This is a genomic window from Kocuria sp. HSID17590, assembly GCF_003989485.1.
Lineage (GTDB): Bacteria > Actinomycetota > Actinomycetes > Actinomycetales > Micrococcaceae > Kocuria > Kocuria salsicia.
In genome coordinates this window covers 1-16,665 of sequence record NZ_RBMB01000045.1, presented here as the reverse complement: position 1 = coordinate 16,665, position 16,665 = coordinate 1, and the positions used below count along the sequence as shown (strand labels likewise).

The window sequence follows — 16,665 nt, the reverse complement described above, 5'->3', positions numbered from 1 at the left end:
CCCGACGACGCCCGCGGCCTCCGCAAAGCCGGCCACCTCCTGCTCGGGGCGGCGGCCGCGGTCGAACCACGGCACCGGCTCAGGGCGCACCGCGACCACGCGGACGTCCGGGCGACGCAGCAGGGCCGAGACCGGGCGGCTGAGCGTGGGTCTGCCCACGAGGACCACGGAGTCCACCCGGGCGCCCAGCGAGGAGGCCAGCAGGCTCTCGTAGGAGGCGATCGCCGCCTCGCCGGTGCGGGCGTTGGAGGACGGCTCCGCCAGCAGGGGCAGCCCGTGGGCCAGGGCGAAGCGCGCGGTGGCGACCCCGGCGCCGTCGCCCGCGAGGACCACCGGGCGGGACGTGCCAGGGCGCGCACGGACCGTGGTCGCGGGGGCCGGGAGAGTGCCCTCGGACTGCGCCGCGTCGTCGGGAGCCGAGGGGCCACCCGAGGTCATCGTGCGCCGGGACAGTGGTGCGCCGTGCGGGGCACCAACCGCACCGCGGAGCGTGAGGCGCTCCGTCACCGACCGGTCCGGGACCGGAGCGTCGTCCGGGGTGAGGAAGGGCTCGTCGAGCACGGACCACGGGTGGGCGAGCCGCGCGGGTGGTTCGTCGGCATGAGCGCGCTCCACCTCCTCGGCGAGCGCGCGGGCCCAGGTGTGCAGGTGGCGGTGGTCGTCGTCGGACACCGGGTGCAGGGGGTCGCGCAGGGCCACGTTGACGTGCACGGGACCGGGCGCAGACTCGTCGTCCCCGTGGAGGGCGTCGAGCACGGGGGTGAGGAAGGACTCCGCGTCAGCCCGCTGCTCGGCCTCGCCCAGGCCGGGATCGCGCACGGGCAGCAGGTCCACGCCGGCGCGCACGAAGTTCTCGAACATCCCCGGCTGCCGGGTGGTCTGGTTGGCGCCCGTGCCGCGCAGCTCCGGGGGCCGGTCCGCGCTGAGCACCACCACGGGCACCCCGGCGTGGGAGGCCTCCATGACGGCGGGCAGCAGCTCCCCCACGGCGGTTCCGCTGGTGGTGGCGACGGCGCACGGCAGCCCCGTGGAGCGCGCGATCCCGAGGGCGGTGAACCCGGCGTCCCGCTCGTCGATCCGCACGTGCACGCTGAGCGCCCCGCTCGCGTGGGCGGCCGCCGCGGCGTACGCGAGCGGGGCCGAGCGCGAACCCGGTGCGACCACCAGGTGCTCCATCCCGCGCAGCACGAGGGCGCGCAGGACGGCGGTGGCCGTGACGAGACTGGGGGTGATCACCCTGAGAGGGTACCGAGTTCCGCCGACACCCACGCGCACGGGCCGGTGGTGGCCCGTGCGGCAGCATCGGCGGGCGGACGAGGTTGGCCGCGCCGGTGGGCGAGGACGGCCGCGCCAGCGCGCGGAACCGGTCGGCAGAGGTGGCACGCCGTCCCTGTGAGGGGGGGGAACCGCGGTCGGCTCAGGTCAAGCGCCCGGCCGCGGCCCGTCCTGCGGGGCGTGCGCTCAGATGGCCCACTCCCCCGCGTCTGCGCGCAGGTTGCCGAGCACCCCGGGGGTGGCCACGCTGTCGTCCTGGACCATGCCCGCGGCCTGGGTGCGCCCCGACTGCGGGTCGATCAGCAGGAACGAGCCCAGGGAGTGTGAGTCCGTGTACGCGGCGGTGAACAGCGGCTCCGCCACGCGGATGCTCACACGGCCGATGTCGTTGAGCTCGAACGCGTCCACGGACTCCGCCGCGAGGCTCTCCAGGTTCAGGCGTCCGTCCAGGGAGCCCACGATCCCGCGGACCACGCGCGTGGTGTGCTTGAGCAGCACGCGCTGGCCCTCGCGCAGGGGCTTCTCGTCGTCGAGCCAGCACACCACGGCCTCCACCGTCTTGGAGCCCGACGGCGCCCCGGCCGGTTCCGCGATCAGGTCCCCGCGGGTGATGTCGATCTGGTCCGCGAGGCTCAGGGTCACGGACTCCCCGGCGACGGCGCGCTCGGCCGGTTCCCCGGCGACGTCGAGCCGGGTGACGGTGGTCCTGCGCCCGGCGGGCTGCACCGTGACCTCGTCCCCTACCGCGACGGCCCCGGAGGCGATCTGCCCGGCGTAGCCGCGGTAGTCGGTGAACTCGGGCGAGACCGCGGCGGACTGCGGGCGGATCACCGTCTGCACAGGCAGCGCGAAGTGCTCGGCCTGGGTGAGCTCGGAGGAGTCCGGGAGGTTCTCGAGCCAGCCCAGCAGGGACGGACCCGTGTACCAGGGGGTGCTCGCGGAGGGCTCCACCACGTTGTCCCCGCGCAGGGCGGAGACGGGGATGGTCTGCAGGTCCAGCACACCGAGCTCGTCCGCGAGCGCGTGCAGGTCCCGGTCCAGCGCCTCGAAGGCACCGCGGGCGTCGTCGACCAGGTCGATCTTGTTGACCGCCACGATCAGGTGCGGCACGCCCAGCAGCGCGGCCACGGCCAGGTGGCGCCGGGTCTGCTCCACGATGCCGTGCACCACGTCCACGAGCACGATCAGCGCGTCCGCGGTGGAGGCGCCGGTGACGGTGTTGCGGGTGTACTGCACGTGGCCGGGGCAGTCGGCCAGGATGAAGCTGCGGGCGGGGGTGGCGAAGTAGCGGTAGGCCACGTCGATCGTGATGCCCTGCTCGCGCTCGGCCCGCAGCCCGTCGGTCAGCAGCGCGAGGTCCGCGGAGTCCAGGCCCCGGGACTGGCTCACGCGCTCGATGGCCTCGAGCTGGTCCACCAGGATGTTCTTGGTGTCGTGCAGCAGCCGCCCCACCAGGGTGGACTTGCCGTCGTCCACGCTCCCGGCCGTGGCGATCCGCAGCAGGCTTGCCGTGTTCTCGGTGCTCATCTCTAGAAGTAGCCCTCTCGCTTGCGGTCCTCCATGGCGGCCTCGGACACGCGGTCGTCCGCGCGGGTGGCGCCTCGTTCGGTGAGCGTGCTGGTCATGACCTCGGCCAGCACGTCCTGCGCGGTGGCCGCCGGGGACTCGACGGCGCCCGTGCAGCTCATGTCCCCCACGGTGCGGTAGCGCACGGTGCGGGTCTCCACGCTCTCGCCCTCGCGCGGGGTGACGTGCTCGCCCACGGCCAGCCACATGCCGTCCCGGCTGACCACGTCCCGCTCGTGCGCGTAGTAGAGGGAGGGCAGGTCGATGCCCTTCTCCGTGATGTAGGACCAGATGTCCAGCTCGGTCCAGTTGGACAGCGGGAACACGCGCACGTGCTCACCGGGGCGGTGGCGCGTGTTGTACAGGCTCCACAGCTCCGGGCGCTGGTTGCGCGGGTCCCACTGGCCGAACTCGTCCCGCAGGCTGATGATCCGCTCCTTGGCGCGGGCCTTCTCCTCGTCGCGCCGGGCGCCGCCGTAGACGACGTCGTGGCGGCCCTCGGTGATCGCGTCCAGCAGGGGCACGGTCTGCAGCTGGTTGCGGGTGCCGTCCGGGCGCTCGGCCAGGCGGCCGTCGTCGATGTAGTCCTGGACGCTCGCGACCTCCAGGCGGATGTGCAGCCGCTCCACCGTGCGGTCCCGGAAGTCCAGGACCTCCGGGAAGTTGTGCCCGGTGTCCACGTGCAGCACGGGGAACGGGATGGGTGCCGGCCAGAAGGCCTTGGCGGCCAGGTGCAGCATGACCACCGAGTCCTTGCCGCCGGAGAACAGCAGCACGGGGCGCTCGCCCTCGGACGCGGTCTCGCGGAAGATGTGGATGGACTCGGCCTCCAGGCGCTGCAGCTGGCTCAGCGTCACGGTGGAGGGGGTGCTCTGGGTCAGGGGGCTCGTGGTGCTCACAGGTGGATCCCGCATTCTGTCTTGCCCACACCGGACCAGCGTCCGGCACGGGGGTCTTCTCCGGGGGCGACCTTACGCGTGCAGGGGGCGCACCCGATGGACGGGTAGCCCTGGCTCAGCAGAGGGTTGACCACCACCAGGTTCTCCTCGGCGTACTGGACCACGTGGTCGAAGCTCCAGTCCACGATGGCGTTGATCTTGACCATCTGGTGGTGCTCGTCCCACTCCACGGGCGCGGCGTTGGCGCGGTGCGGCGTCTCCTCGCGGCGCAGCCCGGTCACCCACGCCTCGTAGCCGCCCAGGGCCTTGTCCAGCGGGGCGACCTTGCGGATCCCGCAGCACAGGCCCGGATCGCGGTCGTGCAGCTTGGCGCCGTACTGCGCGTCCTGCTCGGCCACGGTGATCTCCGGCAGCAGGGTCCGCACGTTCACGGGCCAGTCCCGGGCGAAGTCGTCGCGGGTCTGCAGGGTCTCGGGGAAGTGGTAGCCGGTCTCCAGGAACAGGACATCCACCCCCTTGAGGTGGGTGCTGACCAGGGCGGGAACCACGGTGTCCGAGGCCATCGAGCAGGCCACGGCGAGCTTGTGCCCGAAGGTCTCGGCGGCCCACGCGAGCACCTCGTCCGGGTCCGCGTCCCGCTCGCCGAAGCGCTGCTGCGCCTCCTCGACGAGCGCCTTCAGCTCCTCGGTGGAGCGGGTGCGCCCGGGGGACGTCGTCGTGTCGGTGACTGTCATGTCAGGGAGTCCTCCTCTGCGGACAGTGCCCACTCGGCGAAGCTCTGCTCGGGGCCGCGCTCCCGCAGGAAGGTGCGGGTCACGCGCTCCACGTAGTCCGAGAGGTCGTCCGCGGTGATCTTCAGTCCGCGCACGGTGCGGCCCAGGCCGCCCTCCTCGCGGTCCGGTGAGGCGAGGCCGCCGCCCAGGTGCACCTGGAAGACGTACTCCTCGCCGATGTACTGGCCCTTGAGCCCGATGTCCGCGGTCTGGATGCGGGCGCACGAGTTGGGGCAGCCGTTGATGTGCAGGGAGATGGGCGTGGGGATCTCCACGTCCGCGAGCCGCTGCTCCATGTCGTCGATGACCCGGGCGGCGAGGCCCTTGGTCTCCACGAACGCGAGCTTGCAGAACTCGATGCCGGTGCACGCGATGGTCGAGCGGCGGAACGGGCTGGGCTTCGCGTCCATGCCCCAGGGCTTCATGGCCGCCACGAGGGCGTCCATGTTCTCCTCGGGCACGTCCAGGACGAGGACCTTCTGGTGCGGGGTCAGGCGGATGCGCTGGGAACCGGCGGCCTCGGCGGCGTCGGCGAGCGCCACCAGTGCGTCCCCGGAGAGCCGCCCTGCGGTGAGCGCGAAGCCCACGTAGCGCGTGCCGTCCACCTGCTCGTGCACGCCCACGTGGTCCGAGTGACCCACCGCGCGCTCGGGCGCGGGGCCGTCCGGCAGCTCGAAGCCCAGGTACTCGTCCTGCAGCACCTGCCGGAACTTCTCCGTGCCCCACTCGGCCAGCAGGAACTTCAGGCGGGCCTTGGTGCGCTGCTTGCGGTAGCCGTAGTCGCGGAAGATCCCGCACACCCCGGCCCACACGGGCACCACGTTCTCGCGGGAGACGAACGCGCCCAGGCGCTCCCCGAGCCGCGGGGACACGGACAGTGCGCCGCCCACCCACAGGTCGTAGCCGGGGCCGAGCTCGGGGTGGTTGACGCCCACGAAGCTGACGTCGTTGATCTCGTGCACCACGTCCAGGGTGGGGCTGCCGGTGATCGCAGTCTTGAACTTGCGCGGCAGGTTCACGTACTCGGGGTTGCCGATGAACTCCTCGCGCAGGGCCGCGAGGTCCTCGCTGGGGTCGAGGATCGCGTTCTTCTCCACGCCGGCCACCGGGCTGCCCAGGAACACGCGCGGGGTGTCGCCGCAGGCCTCCAGCGTGGTGAGGTCCACGGAGTCCAGGCGCTCCCACATCTCGGGGACGTCTTCGATGCGCAGCCAGTGCAGCTGGATGTTTTGCCGGTCCGAGACGTCCGCCGTGCCGCGCGCGAAGTCTCGGGAGATGCCTCCCACCACGCGGGCCTGCTCCGTGCTCAGCTGCCCGCCGTCCAGGCGGATGCGCTGCATGAAGTACTCGTCCGAGAGGGACTCGGCGTCCAGCTTGGAGGTGTTCGCACCCGCCACGCCCTGCTTTCGCTGCGTGTACAGGCCCAGCCAGCGGAAGCGGCCGTGGACGTCGTCCGTGGGGATCGAGGCGTAGCCCGTCTTCGAGTACGTGTCGATGATCCGCTGCTTGACGTCGAGCGAGTTCTCCTCCGCCTTGAACTCCTCGTTGTGGTTCAGGGGCGCGCGGCCGCTGACCTTCCACTGGCCCAGATCGGTGCCCTTGCGGGGTCCGCGCACGCGTCCGGACGCGCTCTTGGGGGGCGCTGTCCCGGTGTCCGTGGGGGTGGTCATGGCTGCTCCTTGGGTGAGAGGGAGGCGAGTCGCTCCAACGTACCGACCGGCCCACCCGCACCCATACTTTCCGTCACAAACACGTCACATACTCGGTGTCCTCCCACGTCACAGCGCTTTTCCCCTGGGACGACGACGCCGCGGCGCCAGCTCGGGGACGTCGCCGCGCCCGTTCGGCGACGTCGCCCCCCGGGCGGTGCGGTGGGCGCGGCAGGCGCGCGGGCGGCGTCGTCGTCCGATGGTGCCGGAGGCACGCACGACAAAGCGGGCGGGACCGCCTGCGCGATCCCGCCCGCCCGTGGCGCCGGTGCCCCCGAGGGGCGCCGACTCAGCCCTCGTAGCTCTTGGGGGCCTGCCGCGCGCGCTGCTGCAGCTCGCGGGTGGACTTGTCCTCGTAGCCGCGGTACTTGGGTCCGGTGTGCCCGTTCTTGCGCTTCTTGCCCTGGTTCTCACCCTTGCCCGGCTGGTCGCTCACATTGCCGGGGAACTGGGGCTTGTTGCTCCGGTTCTTGCGGAACACCTGGATCACGGAGGGCCGCGGCATGGAGAACTCGCCCGGCTCAAGGCGCGTGGGCAGCGCGTAGTCCGGGAAGTACGAGCGCGGCTGCTCGAACGAGCCGTCCTCACCGGGGTGCTGCACGGAGATGTAGACCATGCCCTCGGTGTCGTGCACCACCGGCCCGCACGTCTCCGCGTCCTGCGGGACGGCGAGGAACTGCTGCACCCGGCCACGCTCGGAGCCGTCGAGGGTGACCTTGAACAGGCCGTCGTTGTAGCCGATCTTGGACGGCGCGCCGTCCGTGGAGATCCACAGGTTGCCCGAGCGGTCGAAGGCCACGTTGTCCGGGCAGGAGATCGGAGAGACCTTCTCCCGGGGGAAGCCGCCGAAGTACGTGCCGGAGTCCTTGGTGGGATCCCCGCACACCAGCAGCAGGTTCCAGTCGAAGCGCGTGGCCTGCGGGAGGTTGTGGCGCTCGGTGAGCTCCAGGATGTAGCCGTCCCGGTTGCCGGTCCTCGGGTTGGCCTCGTCCACGCCGGCCTTGCCCTCCTTGCCGCGGTCCGAGTTGTTGGTCAGCGCGGCGTAGACCTTGCCGGTGTGGGGGCTGGGCTCCACGTCCTCCGGGCGGTCCATCTTGGTGGCGCCGGCCTTGTCCGCGGCCAGGCGCGTGTAGACGAGCACCTGCTCCACGGACATGCCCTTGATCATGGACTTCCCGCCCTTGACCAGCGGCAGCCACTCGCCGGAGCCGTCGAACTCGCCGTCCCTGGGCAGGGTGCCGTCCCCGGTGATCTGCTTCTTGGGAGAGTTGCCCTTGAGCCGGGCCACGTAGAGGTCGCCCTCGGACAGCAGGGTCATGTTGTGCTTCTTGTCGCCCTGCTTGTACTTCTTGGCGGAGACGAACTTGTAGATGTACTCGAACTTCTCGTCGTCACCGGAGTACGCGACCACGGTGCCGTCGTCGCCCACGCGCACGTTGGCGCCCTCGTGCTTGAAGCGGCCCATCGCGGTGTGCTTGAGCGGGGCGGAGTTGGGGTTCTGGGGGTCGATCTCCACGACCCAGCCGAAGCGGTTGGGCTCGTTCTTGTACCCGGGGATGCGGGCGTCGAAGCGCTTCTCCACCTCGGGCCAGCGGCGGGAGGGCATGGTGGTGGGGAAGCCGTAGCGCTTCTCCTCGGCGGTGCCGGAGGTGATGAAGTACTGGTGGATGTTCTCCTCCCCGGAGAGCACGGTGCCCCACGGGGTCACGCCGCCCGAGCAGTTGTTCTGGGTGCCCAGCACGCGCTTGCCGGTGGGGTCGTCCTGGGTCTTGAGCAGGTCCGAGCCCGCCGCGGGGCCGTCCATGACGAACGGCGTGGTGAGCGTGATGCGCCGGTTGCGGGCGCCGCCGCGCACGTAGGTCCAGGGCTCCCCCACCTTGACGCGGGTGATCTCCACGACCGACATGCCGTGCGCCTGGATGGCGGTCTTGACCATGGTGGTGAGGTTCGTCTTCTCGTACCCCGTGGGGAACATGGTGTTCTCGTTGGTGTACTCGTGGTTGTTCACCAGCACGCCCGTGAGTCCGTTGGGGTCCGGGATGATGTCCAGATAGTCCGAGTTGAAGCCGAACTGCTTGGACTGGGACTCCGGGCTCTGGTTCTTGGGGTCGAACTCCGGGGAGTCGTAGAACAGGGGGTCGCCCCAGCGGATGATGGGCGACCAGTCGTAGCCCTTGGGGACGGTGAGGTCGTCGACCGTCATGTTCACCGGCTTGACGGGGGTGAAGTCCAGGCGCGCCCTGCCCTGACCCCAGTAGCCGTACGTGGCCTCCGCTGGCTGGGCGGTCGCGGCCACCAGCCCCACCGCCACCGCCCCGGCGGCACCGAGCCCGAGTGCGGCGCGGCGGCTCATCGCGGCGGAGATGATGTCGTGCACGTACTCGTTGGACGAGGTGTTGGCGTCCGGGGTCATGCACTGGCTGCCGCACTTGAGCTCGCACGTGAGCGGGCTGCGCTTGCCGTTCACATGGCCCAGCATGGGCAGGAGACGGCGGCGTTCTGGTGCTTGCGTCATGGAGTGGCTCCCTGGGTGAGACATGCGTCCGTGCATGTCAGCGAGTGTTTCCATGAGCCACCTCACCACTGGCGTGTGATCGCCGTGCGACCGCCGGGCGAACTGGAGGTTAACCCGGTGGGCGGAGTCCGCCGACGCCGCCGCTCTCCCCCCTGGTCTACTGCGCGGCGAGCACGGCGTGGGTGCGGCGCAGCCGGTCCAGCCACCAGCCCCGGCGCTCCCCGGTGACGGCGTGCTCGGCGAGCAGGGCCTCGTCCACGGCGACGTCCCGCACGGGCAGGAACCCGTCCACGGAGCGCAGGGGCTCGGCGGTCACGTCCGCGGTCATGAGCGAGAGGGTGCCGAGCCCGCACGCGTACGGCAGCTCGGGCAGCGCGGCGGCCAGGGCGACGCCCGCGCGGATCCCCACGGAGGAGTCGATCGCCGAGCTGACGACGGCGGGCAGCCCCGCCTGCGCCACGACGTCCAGGGCGCGGCACACTCCCCCTAGCGGCGCGACCTTCACGACGATCAGGTCCGCGGCACCCGCGCGCGCCACCGCAAGCGGGTCCTCGGCCTTGCGCACGGACTCGTCTGCCGCGATCAGCGTGCCCACGCCCTGTTCCCGCAGCCGACGCCGCACGCTCGCCAGACCCTCGACGCTCGCCACGGGCTGCTCGGCGTAGGCGAGATGGAACTCGCTGAGCGCGCCCAGGGCGGTGACTGCGGCGTCGTCGTCCCAGCCCGCGTTGGCGTCCACCCGCAGCTCGGCGTCCGGGAGGAGGTGGCGGACGGCGGCGACGCGGGCGACGTCGTCCGCGAGGCCCTGGCCGCGCTCCGCCACCTTGATCTTCACGGCGTGGACCTGCCCGGAGTAGCCGCGCAGGACGTCCGCGACGCGCTCGGCGGGGACCGCGGGGACGGTGGCGTTCACGGGAACCCGGTCACGAACGGGCTCCGGGAAGCCCTGCCAGGCGGCCTCGATCCCGGCGCGCAGCCACGCGGCGGCCTCGGCGTCCCCGTACTCGGGGAACGGACCGAACTCGCCCCACCCGGCGGGGCCGCGGAAGACCACGGTCTCCCGCTCGGTGACGCCGCGGAAGGTCACGCGCATGGGGAGGGAGACCACGTGGGCGGAGTCGAGGAGGTCGGCGAGTGGGGGGATGGCGAGGTTCGGGGTAGGCATGGGTCAAGGGTAGGACGGCCCATTGGGGAGGCGCCGTTCCTCTTTAGCGCCCTTCTCTTCGACACCGCCACACCGGCACCCCGTGGCATCGGTCCATTTGCGCTAAGGGTCGCGAAGATTCCGGTCCGCCGCCCGGGGTTTCAAAACTGCCCGGCACTAACGATTTTGGGGGCTCACCCTCCGATACCTTTCTTCCCATCGCCCACTATCGGCGAAAAAATGGCACAGCAACAGGTTTGCCACACATCCCCCCTTTAGAATATCCAATCTGACTACCCCCAGTTACCGAACATCATCGCATGGCGAGATCTGAGAGATTCCCATAAACACAATGCCCCCTATTCCCGCATTGGTGGATTGACGGAGTATCCAAAGGTTCGACTATCGTCGAATGAGGACTCATACTCCATATGTCGATGATATTTATTATTTGTTGTTAGGATTATTTTGATTTGGAAATCTTCCCCAATATTATCCTCAGTTATTACGTAACGTAGAACTACGTCGCTGCCGGTTGCTGCAACGGGCAAATCATCGATCGATTGAATTACTATAGCCCCGGTGGAATCATTGACACACACCTTCCACTGCAACTCACTTTCTCGAGGCGAGAATGCTGCCGCACGGAACTCAAGCTCATCCCCCACATTTAGACGACAGAAGTTATCTTCGAACAGCCAAAGCCCTTCGATACCATTATTCCCAAACGTATCACTTACATTCTCGATCCTAGGGTAAAAAACGACCCCTCCATCCCGAGATTCCCTGTAGGTGCCCACCTGCGCTCTTATTCTGCCACTGATGCCAGCTAGGAGATAGGACTCGAAAATCGCAACCTCACGACTATGGGCTATCGTATTCCTTACCCCTCCGACAATTTTAATCAACGCCTGGAACTCCTGCTTCGCCCCAAAAACATGGGTAAATTTATCCCAATCTCCCAAGATAATATTGCACAGTTGGGGAAATTGTACATACTCCAATAAGTCACTCGAAGGTCGTACCCCCCTTCGGCGGCGCGCTTCCTCCTCGCTTCTTTCAATCAATTCCCGCTCCGGGGGTGCTCCTTTCATCTCAAGCCACGAACCGCCGCATTCTGAAATGACTACTAACCTGAGGGCCGTTTCAATATTTTTCAAAGCGATTGCTGGATCAAGATTATTCATCGAGACTCTCCTTCACGGCGGGATTCGAATTTTGTTTTATCGTACTGTTCACTCACGGGTATATCCGGTGCGTAGACGAGATTGCTGGCCGGTGATTTAATTTCCGGGGTTCCTTGATTTTAGTTTTACTCAGCGCGCCGGGGCTTCCCGAGGCAGCCCGTCACGCCGATACCCACAGGGGTAAGGCTGCAGATTAGCTCAAGTTGTGCCGCATAATCCATAACAGGCCACCTTATTACCACTTGTATTCAGGTTCGTTCCTAAATTAATCACCCCGCCCTTTCCGCCAATGCGTGGCTCCCGCTAACAATTCATCGCTGCGCCAGAACGAGCTCAGCTCATGCTCCGCCTAGCCTTGCCCCGGTCCGCAGCTGTCAGGGTATGCAACGGTGGTTACGCGTTCGGCTGCTGAACGCCAAGCCCCGCGGCAGCGGTAACGCTGTCCAGCACCGCATCTCGAGGCAGACACATCACGGGTGCGGTGACACCCCATCACCTCCCAACATCCGAACCGCTGCCGCGAACTGATTCAGGGACAATTTCAGGTGGCTACCCCGCCCTGCGCCCGATAGCCCCAGGTCCGACTTTTTGTACCCCACACCATGGAATGGCACCAGGCGGGGGCGGGTTCTGTTGACCCATGGCCAGTTCTTTACGGCTTCGTCGTCTCGAACCTGACCGCGAAACAAAGGCATGTCGGTCTTCCACTCGGCCTCACCCGTGACCTCCACAATGGCGTAGCAATCGTTCGTGTTTGCAGCGCAGATCAGTACCAGATCGCCAGCCTTGAAACTCGGGCGGCCCTTTCGGGGGCTTGCAAAAAAGTACGGGGCCAGCCACGCCTCGGGCTTCTGCTTCCCGTATTCGACCTTGACCCACAGCTGCCGTTCCCCACTCTGAGCGTCCAGGAGGACCTGTTCGGCCGCGCGACGCAACTCCGCGGGGTCGGCAGAAGCGGGCGCCCGTCGAGGCAGGGACGCGACACACCGCGACTTCTCCTGCAGATCATCCAGGTCCGCTCTGGAGACCACCTCGGCGGGCCAGCCTTCGATGATTGCCCGCAGGCCCACCACCTGATCGGGTGCCAGCTCCACCCCGATTTCGCGGTTCGACTGAGCGGCATACCCCAGGCCAGCGCCCGTGAGGTTTCCTGAACCCACGAGTCCCCGCTCGCCCACGATGAAGCACTTGGCGTGCAACCGGTCCACGTGCCGGAGATCAACCCCGGCGTCAGCCAGCGTCCTCAGCCCCTCCACCGAGAGGTACCCCTGGGCAGCGGCAAAGGGATCGAGGACCGTGTAGAGGATGGCCTCCAGCGGGGAGTCCTGCACGGCGCGCGCCACCCTCGCGCACTCCGGGTAGGAGAGGTAGGGACTGGTCAGCAGCACGTCGCCCGAGTCAGTCCGCAGCGCGTCCTCCAACCAGTAGCCCGCGTGCTCAACGAGTGCTCCATTCATCTGCATGGAACCATGCTAGTGATGGGCCCCGGCACGACGTCGTCCTCTCACCTCCCAGACGCGCCGCGCCGGGGCAGTAGCCCGCCCCGCGAAGTAGGCACCCGGACCCTACACTCGGCAGTACCCTCCCGATCACCACGTAAGGCCCCACAAGTGTTCAACCACGCGTCCTTCATCTGGGGTGCGGCGGACATCCTCCGCGGCACCTACAAGCAGCACGAGTACGGCGATGTGATCCTGCCGTTCACGGTCCTCTTCCGCCTGGATGCGGTGCTGGCCCCCACCAAGGAGGCGGTGCTGGAGGCCATTGGCCCCATGTACGTGGGGGTGGAGCCGCCCATTGCCATGCTCCGCAACCGCGCGGGCCACACCTACAGCTTCTTCAACCGCTCGCAGCACGACCTCAAGTCCATGCAGGGCGATCCGGACAACCTGGAGGAGAACCTCCGGGACTACGTGAACGCGTTCTCCCCGAACGTGCGGGAGATCTTCCAGAAGTACCGGTTCGAGGACACCATCGTGGACCTCGCGAACCACGATCTCCTGCTGCAGATCCTGCAGCACTTCTCCAAGGCCAACCTGCACCCGGACGCCGTCAGCAACGACCAGATGGGCCACATCTTCGAGGAGCTGATCCGCAAGTTCGCGGAGGCCTCCAACGAGACGGCGGGTGAGCACTTCACCCCGCGCGAGGTCATCGACCTGATGGTCACCCTGCTGCTCACGGACGACGCGGACCTCACCGTCCCCGGCCTGATCCGCGAGGTGTACGACCCCACGGCCGGCACCGGCGGCATGCTCTCCGTGGCGGACGACAAGATCACCGCCCTGAACCCGTCCGCGCAGGTGAACCTGCTGGGCCAAGGAGATCAACCCCGCGTCCTACGCCATCTGCAAGGCGGACATGGTGGTCAAGGGCCAGCCGATCGACAACATCGTGCTGGGCAACACCCTCACCGAGCCCGCGTTCCGGGGCCGCACGTTCCACTACTGCCTCTCCAACCCGCCGTTCGGCGTGGACTGGAAGCAGAACCGCAAGGAGGTGGAGCGCGAGCACACGGTCGCGGGCTTCGGCGGCCGTTTCGGCCCGGGTCTGCCCCGCGTCTCGGACGGTTCGCTGCTGTTCCTCATGCACATGATCTCCAAGATGCGCGAGCCGGGCTCCGCGGACGAGAACCAGGCGGCCGGCCGCGCGGCCATCGTGCTCAACGGCTCCCCGCTGTTCACGGGCGGCGCGGGTTCCGGCGAGTCGAACATCCGCAAGTGGGTCCTGGAGAACGACTACCTGGAGGCCATCATCGGCCTGCCCACGGACATGTTCTACAACACGGGCATCTCCACCTACGTGTGGCTGCTGTCCAAGAACAAACCCGAGGAGCGCCGCGGCAAGGTCCAGCTGATCGACGCCACGGACATGTTCGTGAAGATGCGCAAGTCGGTGGGCTCCAAGCGCAAGCAGCTCTCGGCGGAGAACATCGCGGAGATCGCCCAGCTCTACCGGGACTTCGCGGAGACCACACGCTCCAAGATCTTTCGCACCGAGGACTTCTTCTACCGCACCATCACGGTGGAGCGTCCGCTCCGGCTCAATTTTGCGTGCACCCCCGAGCGCGTCGAGCGCGTCATGGCCGCCAAGCAGGTCGCCAAGCTCTCCGACGACGACGCCGCGGCGCTCCGTTCCGCACTCACCGGTCTGTCCCAGCGTGGAGATGGCACGGTGAGCACCAATCGCGCGCGGTTCACCAATGAGTTCATGGAAGCCGCCACGGAGGCGGGCCTGCGGTTGAAGCCGGCTCTGGTGAAGGTGATCGTGAACGAGCTGAGCGAGCGGGACGAGGACGGCGAGCTACAGACCGGCCGCCTCAATCAGCCCGAAGCTGATTCGACGTTGCGGGATACCGAGAACGTCCCCTGGGACGAGGACATTCACGAGTACCTGGAGCGCGAAGTGAAGCCCTTCGTTCCGGACGCCTGGATCGACGAGTCCAAGACCAAGGAGGGCGCGGAAATCCCCTTCACCCGCCACTTCTACGAGTACATCCCACCCCGCCCGCTGGAGGAGATCGACCGCGACCTGGACGAGGTCCTGGGCCGCATCCGCGCGCGGCTGGAAGAGGTGAAAAAGTGAGCGGCGCCTACCCCACCGTGCGCTTGCGACACCTGGCACAGTTCAATCCGGCAGTCCCTGAGGCTGTGGCGTCTGATCCAGACAATGAATGGCCGCTGTTGCCCATGGAACAAATTGGCAATTTCGCGCAGCCTACTGTCACGCAGCAACGAAGCTACAAAACGTTGTCGACTGGATATTCGTACTTAGAACAAACCGATGTAGCCTACGCCAAGGTCACGCCGTGCTTCGAGAACGGTAAGGGTCTAATTGGTGCCGACCTGGATGGACCAGTTTTCGCGACTACGGAAGTGACGGTTCTCCGACCGAACCCGGGAATGTCCCAGCGTTTCTTGGCGTACATTATGCAGTCGGAGGATTTCCGGACCGCCGCAATTGCCTCCATGACCGGCGCAGGAGGTCTACGGAGGGTCTCGGAACGCGATATGAAGAACTTCCGAGTCCCGGCACCTGATCTGTCAGTCCAGAGTGAGATCGCGGACTACCTCGACCACGAGACCGCCGAAATCGACTCTCTCATTAGGCATCTGAATCAGATGAAAGATCTCCTCTCTGAGCGCACTAATACAATATGGACTGAACGCGCGCGACAAGTCGCCTGCGGGTTTAGTTCAATTAAAGTCCGTTATCTGGTTAGTTCTCTTGTGGATGGGCCTTTCGGGTCAGCTTTGACTTCGGCGCACTACTCCGATGAAGGCGCGCCTGTTGTTCGATTGGGAAACATTGGACGGATAGATTTCAGGCTCGAGCCACGCGCTTACATCCCGTCTGATTATGCGATGACCCTAAAATCGCATGAGGTCCGCCCTGGAGACGTTGTTATCGCTGGACTCGGAGATGCAACCCATCCCCTCGGGCGCTCCGCCGTAGTGCCTGAAGAGTTCGGACATGGCATCGTCAAAGCTGACTGTTATAGAGCGCGACCGAACAGCAGGGTGACACCAGAGTTCCTGGCGTGGTCCCTCTCGTCCGAAATATCTGCCGACAGCTTTAAGGAAGAAAGCAGGGGGTCTACGCGGGCCCGACTCAACTTAGCTATCGTCTTACGCACCGCCATCGCCGTTCCAGACCTCGCTACTCAGCGGGCGATTACAGATGAATTCGCGCAGACGAGATATCAGAGCAAGCTAGCCCACCAATCCCTCGAATCCGCAGTTCGACTCGCTCGCGAGCGCCGCGCCGCCCTCATCACGGCCGCAGTCACGGGCCAGATTGACGTCACCGCCAGGAACAAGCCGGTCGCGGAGCAGCTGGAAGACGACATCGCGCAGGGTCTGCACAGGGAGAACTAGGGAGAGCCCATGAGTCAGCAGCACCAGGAGAAGATCGCCACCTACCTCTCGGAGCACGGGTGGCTCCACTCCCCCAGCTCGGAGGGGTACGACAAGGAGCGCGCCATCTTCCCCGAGGACGTCCTGGGCTGGCTCGAGGACACGGACCCGGAGAACTTCGCCAAAGTTGTCCCGCCCCACGGTGACGATGCCGCCCGGGCCAAGGGCGAACATCGCATCCTGGACCGGCTCACCAGTCAGCTCGCCCAGCCCGAGCGGGACGGCGGCGGGGTGCTGAACGTGCTCCGCAAGGGGTTCCTGGTGCCCGGTGCCCGCCGCTTCAAGATGCTGCAGATGCCCCCTGCGGACGACCGCAACCCCCAGATCGCCGCGCGCTACGCCCAGAACCGGCTGCGCGTGGTCCAGGAGGTCGTGTACTCCACCCGCAAGGCGGACCGGATCGACCTGGTGCTCTTCCTCAACGGCCTGCCCATGGCCACGGTGGAGATCAAGACCAACTACACGCAGTCGCTCCAGGAAGCCATCAAGCAGTACGAGAACGACCGCAAGCCCGCCGGCGAGCCCCTGCTGACTCCGTTCCGGGGAGCCCTAGTTGTAGGAGGGCGTGACGTTGTTGACTCGGGCGGGGGTGCGTGAGGCCGGGGGCTGGTCGCCGCAGGCGGTGTGAGGCCGATGGTAGTTGAAGTGGTTCACCCACACCCCGATCGCCTCCCGGCGGGC

General features: G+C 67.2%; 12 protein-coding genes and 2 pseudogenes. 4 read left to right on the top strand and 10 right to left on the bottom strand.

What is annotated here, in order from left to right; all coding sequences use genetic code 11:
* The 9 genes from D8M39_RS11745 to D8M39_RS11705 form a co-directional block, all read right to left on the bottom strand.
* Positions 1 to 1,236 (bottom strand): thiamine pyrophosphate-binding protein (locus tag D8M39_RS11745; protein WP_256386113.1); only part of this gene is annotated, 1,236 nt, incomplete at its 3' end.
* 225 nt (positions 1,237 to 1,461) lie between these two features.
* Positions 1,462 to 2,802, bottom strand: a complete 1,341-nt coding sequence (locus tag D8M39_RS11740; RefSeq protein WP_055086175.1) for a sulfate adenylyltransferase subunit 1 — start codon at positions 2,800 to 2,802, stop codon at positions 1,462 to 1,464.
* A gap of 2 nt (positions 2,803 to 2,804) precedes the next feature.
* Positions 2,805 to 3,755 carry a sulfate adenylyltransferase subunit CysD gene (gene cysD / locus D8M39_RS11735; protein WP_055086177.1) on the bottom strand — a complete coding sequence of 317 codons (951 nt, stop codon included), beginning with the start codon at positions 3,753 to 3,755 and terminating at the stop codon, positions 2,805 to 2,807.
* Complete coding sequence (locus D8M39_RS11730) at positions 3,737 to 4,474, bottom strand: phosphoadenylyl-sulfate reductase (RefSeq protein ID WP_126875066.1); 738 nt, start codon at positions 4,472 to 4,474, stop codon at positions 3,737 to 3,739. The genes cysD and D8M39_RS11730 overlap by 19 nt, the downstream gene beginning before the upstream one ends.
* On the bottom strand, positions 4,471 to 6,183 hold the full coding sequence (locus D8M39_RS11725) for a nitrite/sulfite reductase (protein ID WP_126875065.1): 1,713 nt from the start codon (positions 6,181 to 6,183) through the stop codon (positions 4,471 to 4,473). The genes D8M39_RS11730 and D8M39_RS11725 overlap by 4 nt, the downstream gene beginning before the upstream one ends.
* Positions 6,184 to 6,511: 328 nt before the next feature.
* Positions 6,512 to 8,737, bottom strand: coding sequence for a PhoX family phosphatase (locus D8M39_RS11720; RefSeq protein ID WP_126875064.1), 2,226 nt, complete (start codon positions 8,735 to 8,737; stop codon positions 6,512 to 6,514).
* 157 nt (positions 8,738 to 8,894) lie between these two features.
* Positions 8,895 to 9,902: an o-succinylbenzoate synthase gene (locus D8M39_RS11715; RefSeq protein WP_126875063.1), complete on the bottom strand. Its 1,008-nt coding sequence runs from the start codon at positions 9,900 to 9,902 to the stop codon at positions 8,895 to 8,897.
* A gap of 338 nt (positions 9,903 to 10,240) precedes the next feature.
* A complete protein-coding gene (locus D8M39_RS11710; protein WP_126875062.1) occupies positions 10,241 to 11,068 on the bottom strand; it encodes a hypothetical protein in 828 nt (275 codons plus the stop codon).
* A 470-nt stretch (positions 11,069 to 11,538) separates the two neighbouring features.
* Positions 11,539 to 12,531: a hypothetical protein gene (locus tag D8M39_RS11705; RefSeq protein ID WP_126875061.1), complete on the bottom strand. Its 993-nt coding sequence runs from the start codon at positions 12,529 to 12,531 to the stop codon at positions 11,539 to 11,541.
* 6 nt (positions 12,532 to 12,537) lie between these two features.
* On the opposite strand from D8M39_RS11705, the pseudogene D8M39_RS13270 reads away from it, so the two are divergent.
* The 4 genes and pseudogenes from D8M39_RS13270 to D8M39_RS11690 all read left to right on the top strand — a co-directional run.
* Positions 12,538 to 13,332: pseudogene (locus tag D8M39_RS13270) on the top strand (type I restriction-modification system subunit M N-terminal domain-containing protein); the annotation flags it as partial.
* 97 nt (positions 13,333 to 13,429) lie between these two features.
* Positions 13,430 to 14,653 (top strand): class I SAM-dependent DNA methyltransferase, encoded by a 1,224-nt coding sequence (locus D8M39_RS13265; protein ID WP_371413786.1) that lies wholly within the window; start codon positions 13,430 to 13,432, stop codon positions 14,651 to 14,653.
* Positions 14,650 to 15,945 carry a restriction endonuclease subunit S gene (locus D8M39_RS11695; RefSeq protein WP_126875060.1) on the top strand — a complete coding sequence of 432 codons (1,296 nt, stop codon included), beginning with the start codon at positions 14,650 to 14,652 and terminating at the stop codon, positions 15,943 to 15,945. Before D8M39_RS13265 ends, D8M39_RS11695 begins: the two co-directional genes overlap by 4 nt.
* Positions 15,946 to 15,954: 9 nt before the next feature.
* On the top strand, positions 15,955 to 16,581 hold the full coding sequence (locus D8M39_RS11690; protein ID WP_238694074.1) for a type I restriction endonuclease: 627 nt from the start codon (positions 15,955 to 15,957) through the stop codon (positions 16,579 to 16,581).
* On the opposite strand, the pseudogene D8M39_RS11685 reads toward D8M39_RS11690, so the two are convergent.
* Positions 16,534 to 16,665: pseudogene (locus D8M39_RS11685) on the bottom strand (integrase core domain-containing protein); the annotation flags it as partial. The gene D8M39_RS11690 and the pseudogene D8M39_RS11685 sit on opposite strands and share 48 nt — an antisense overlap.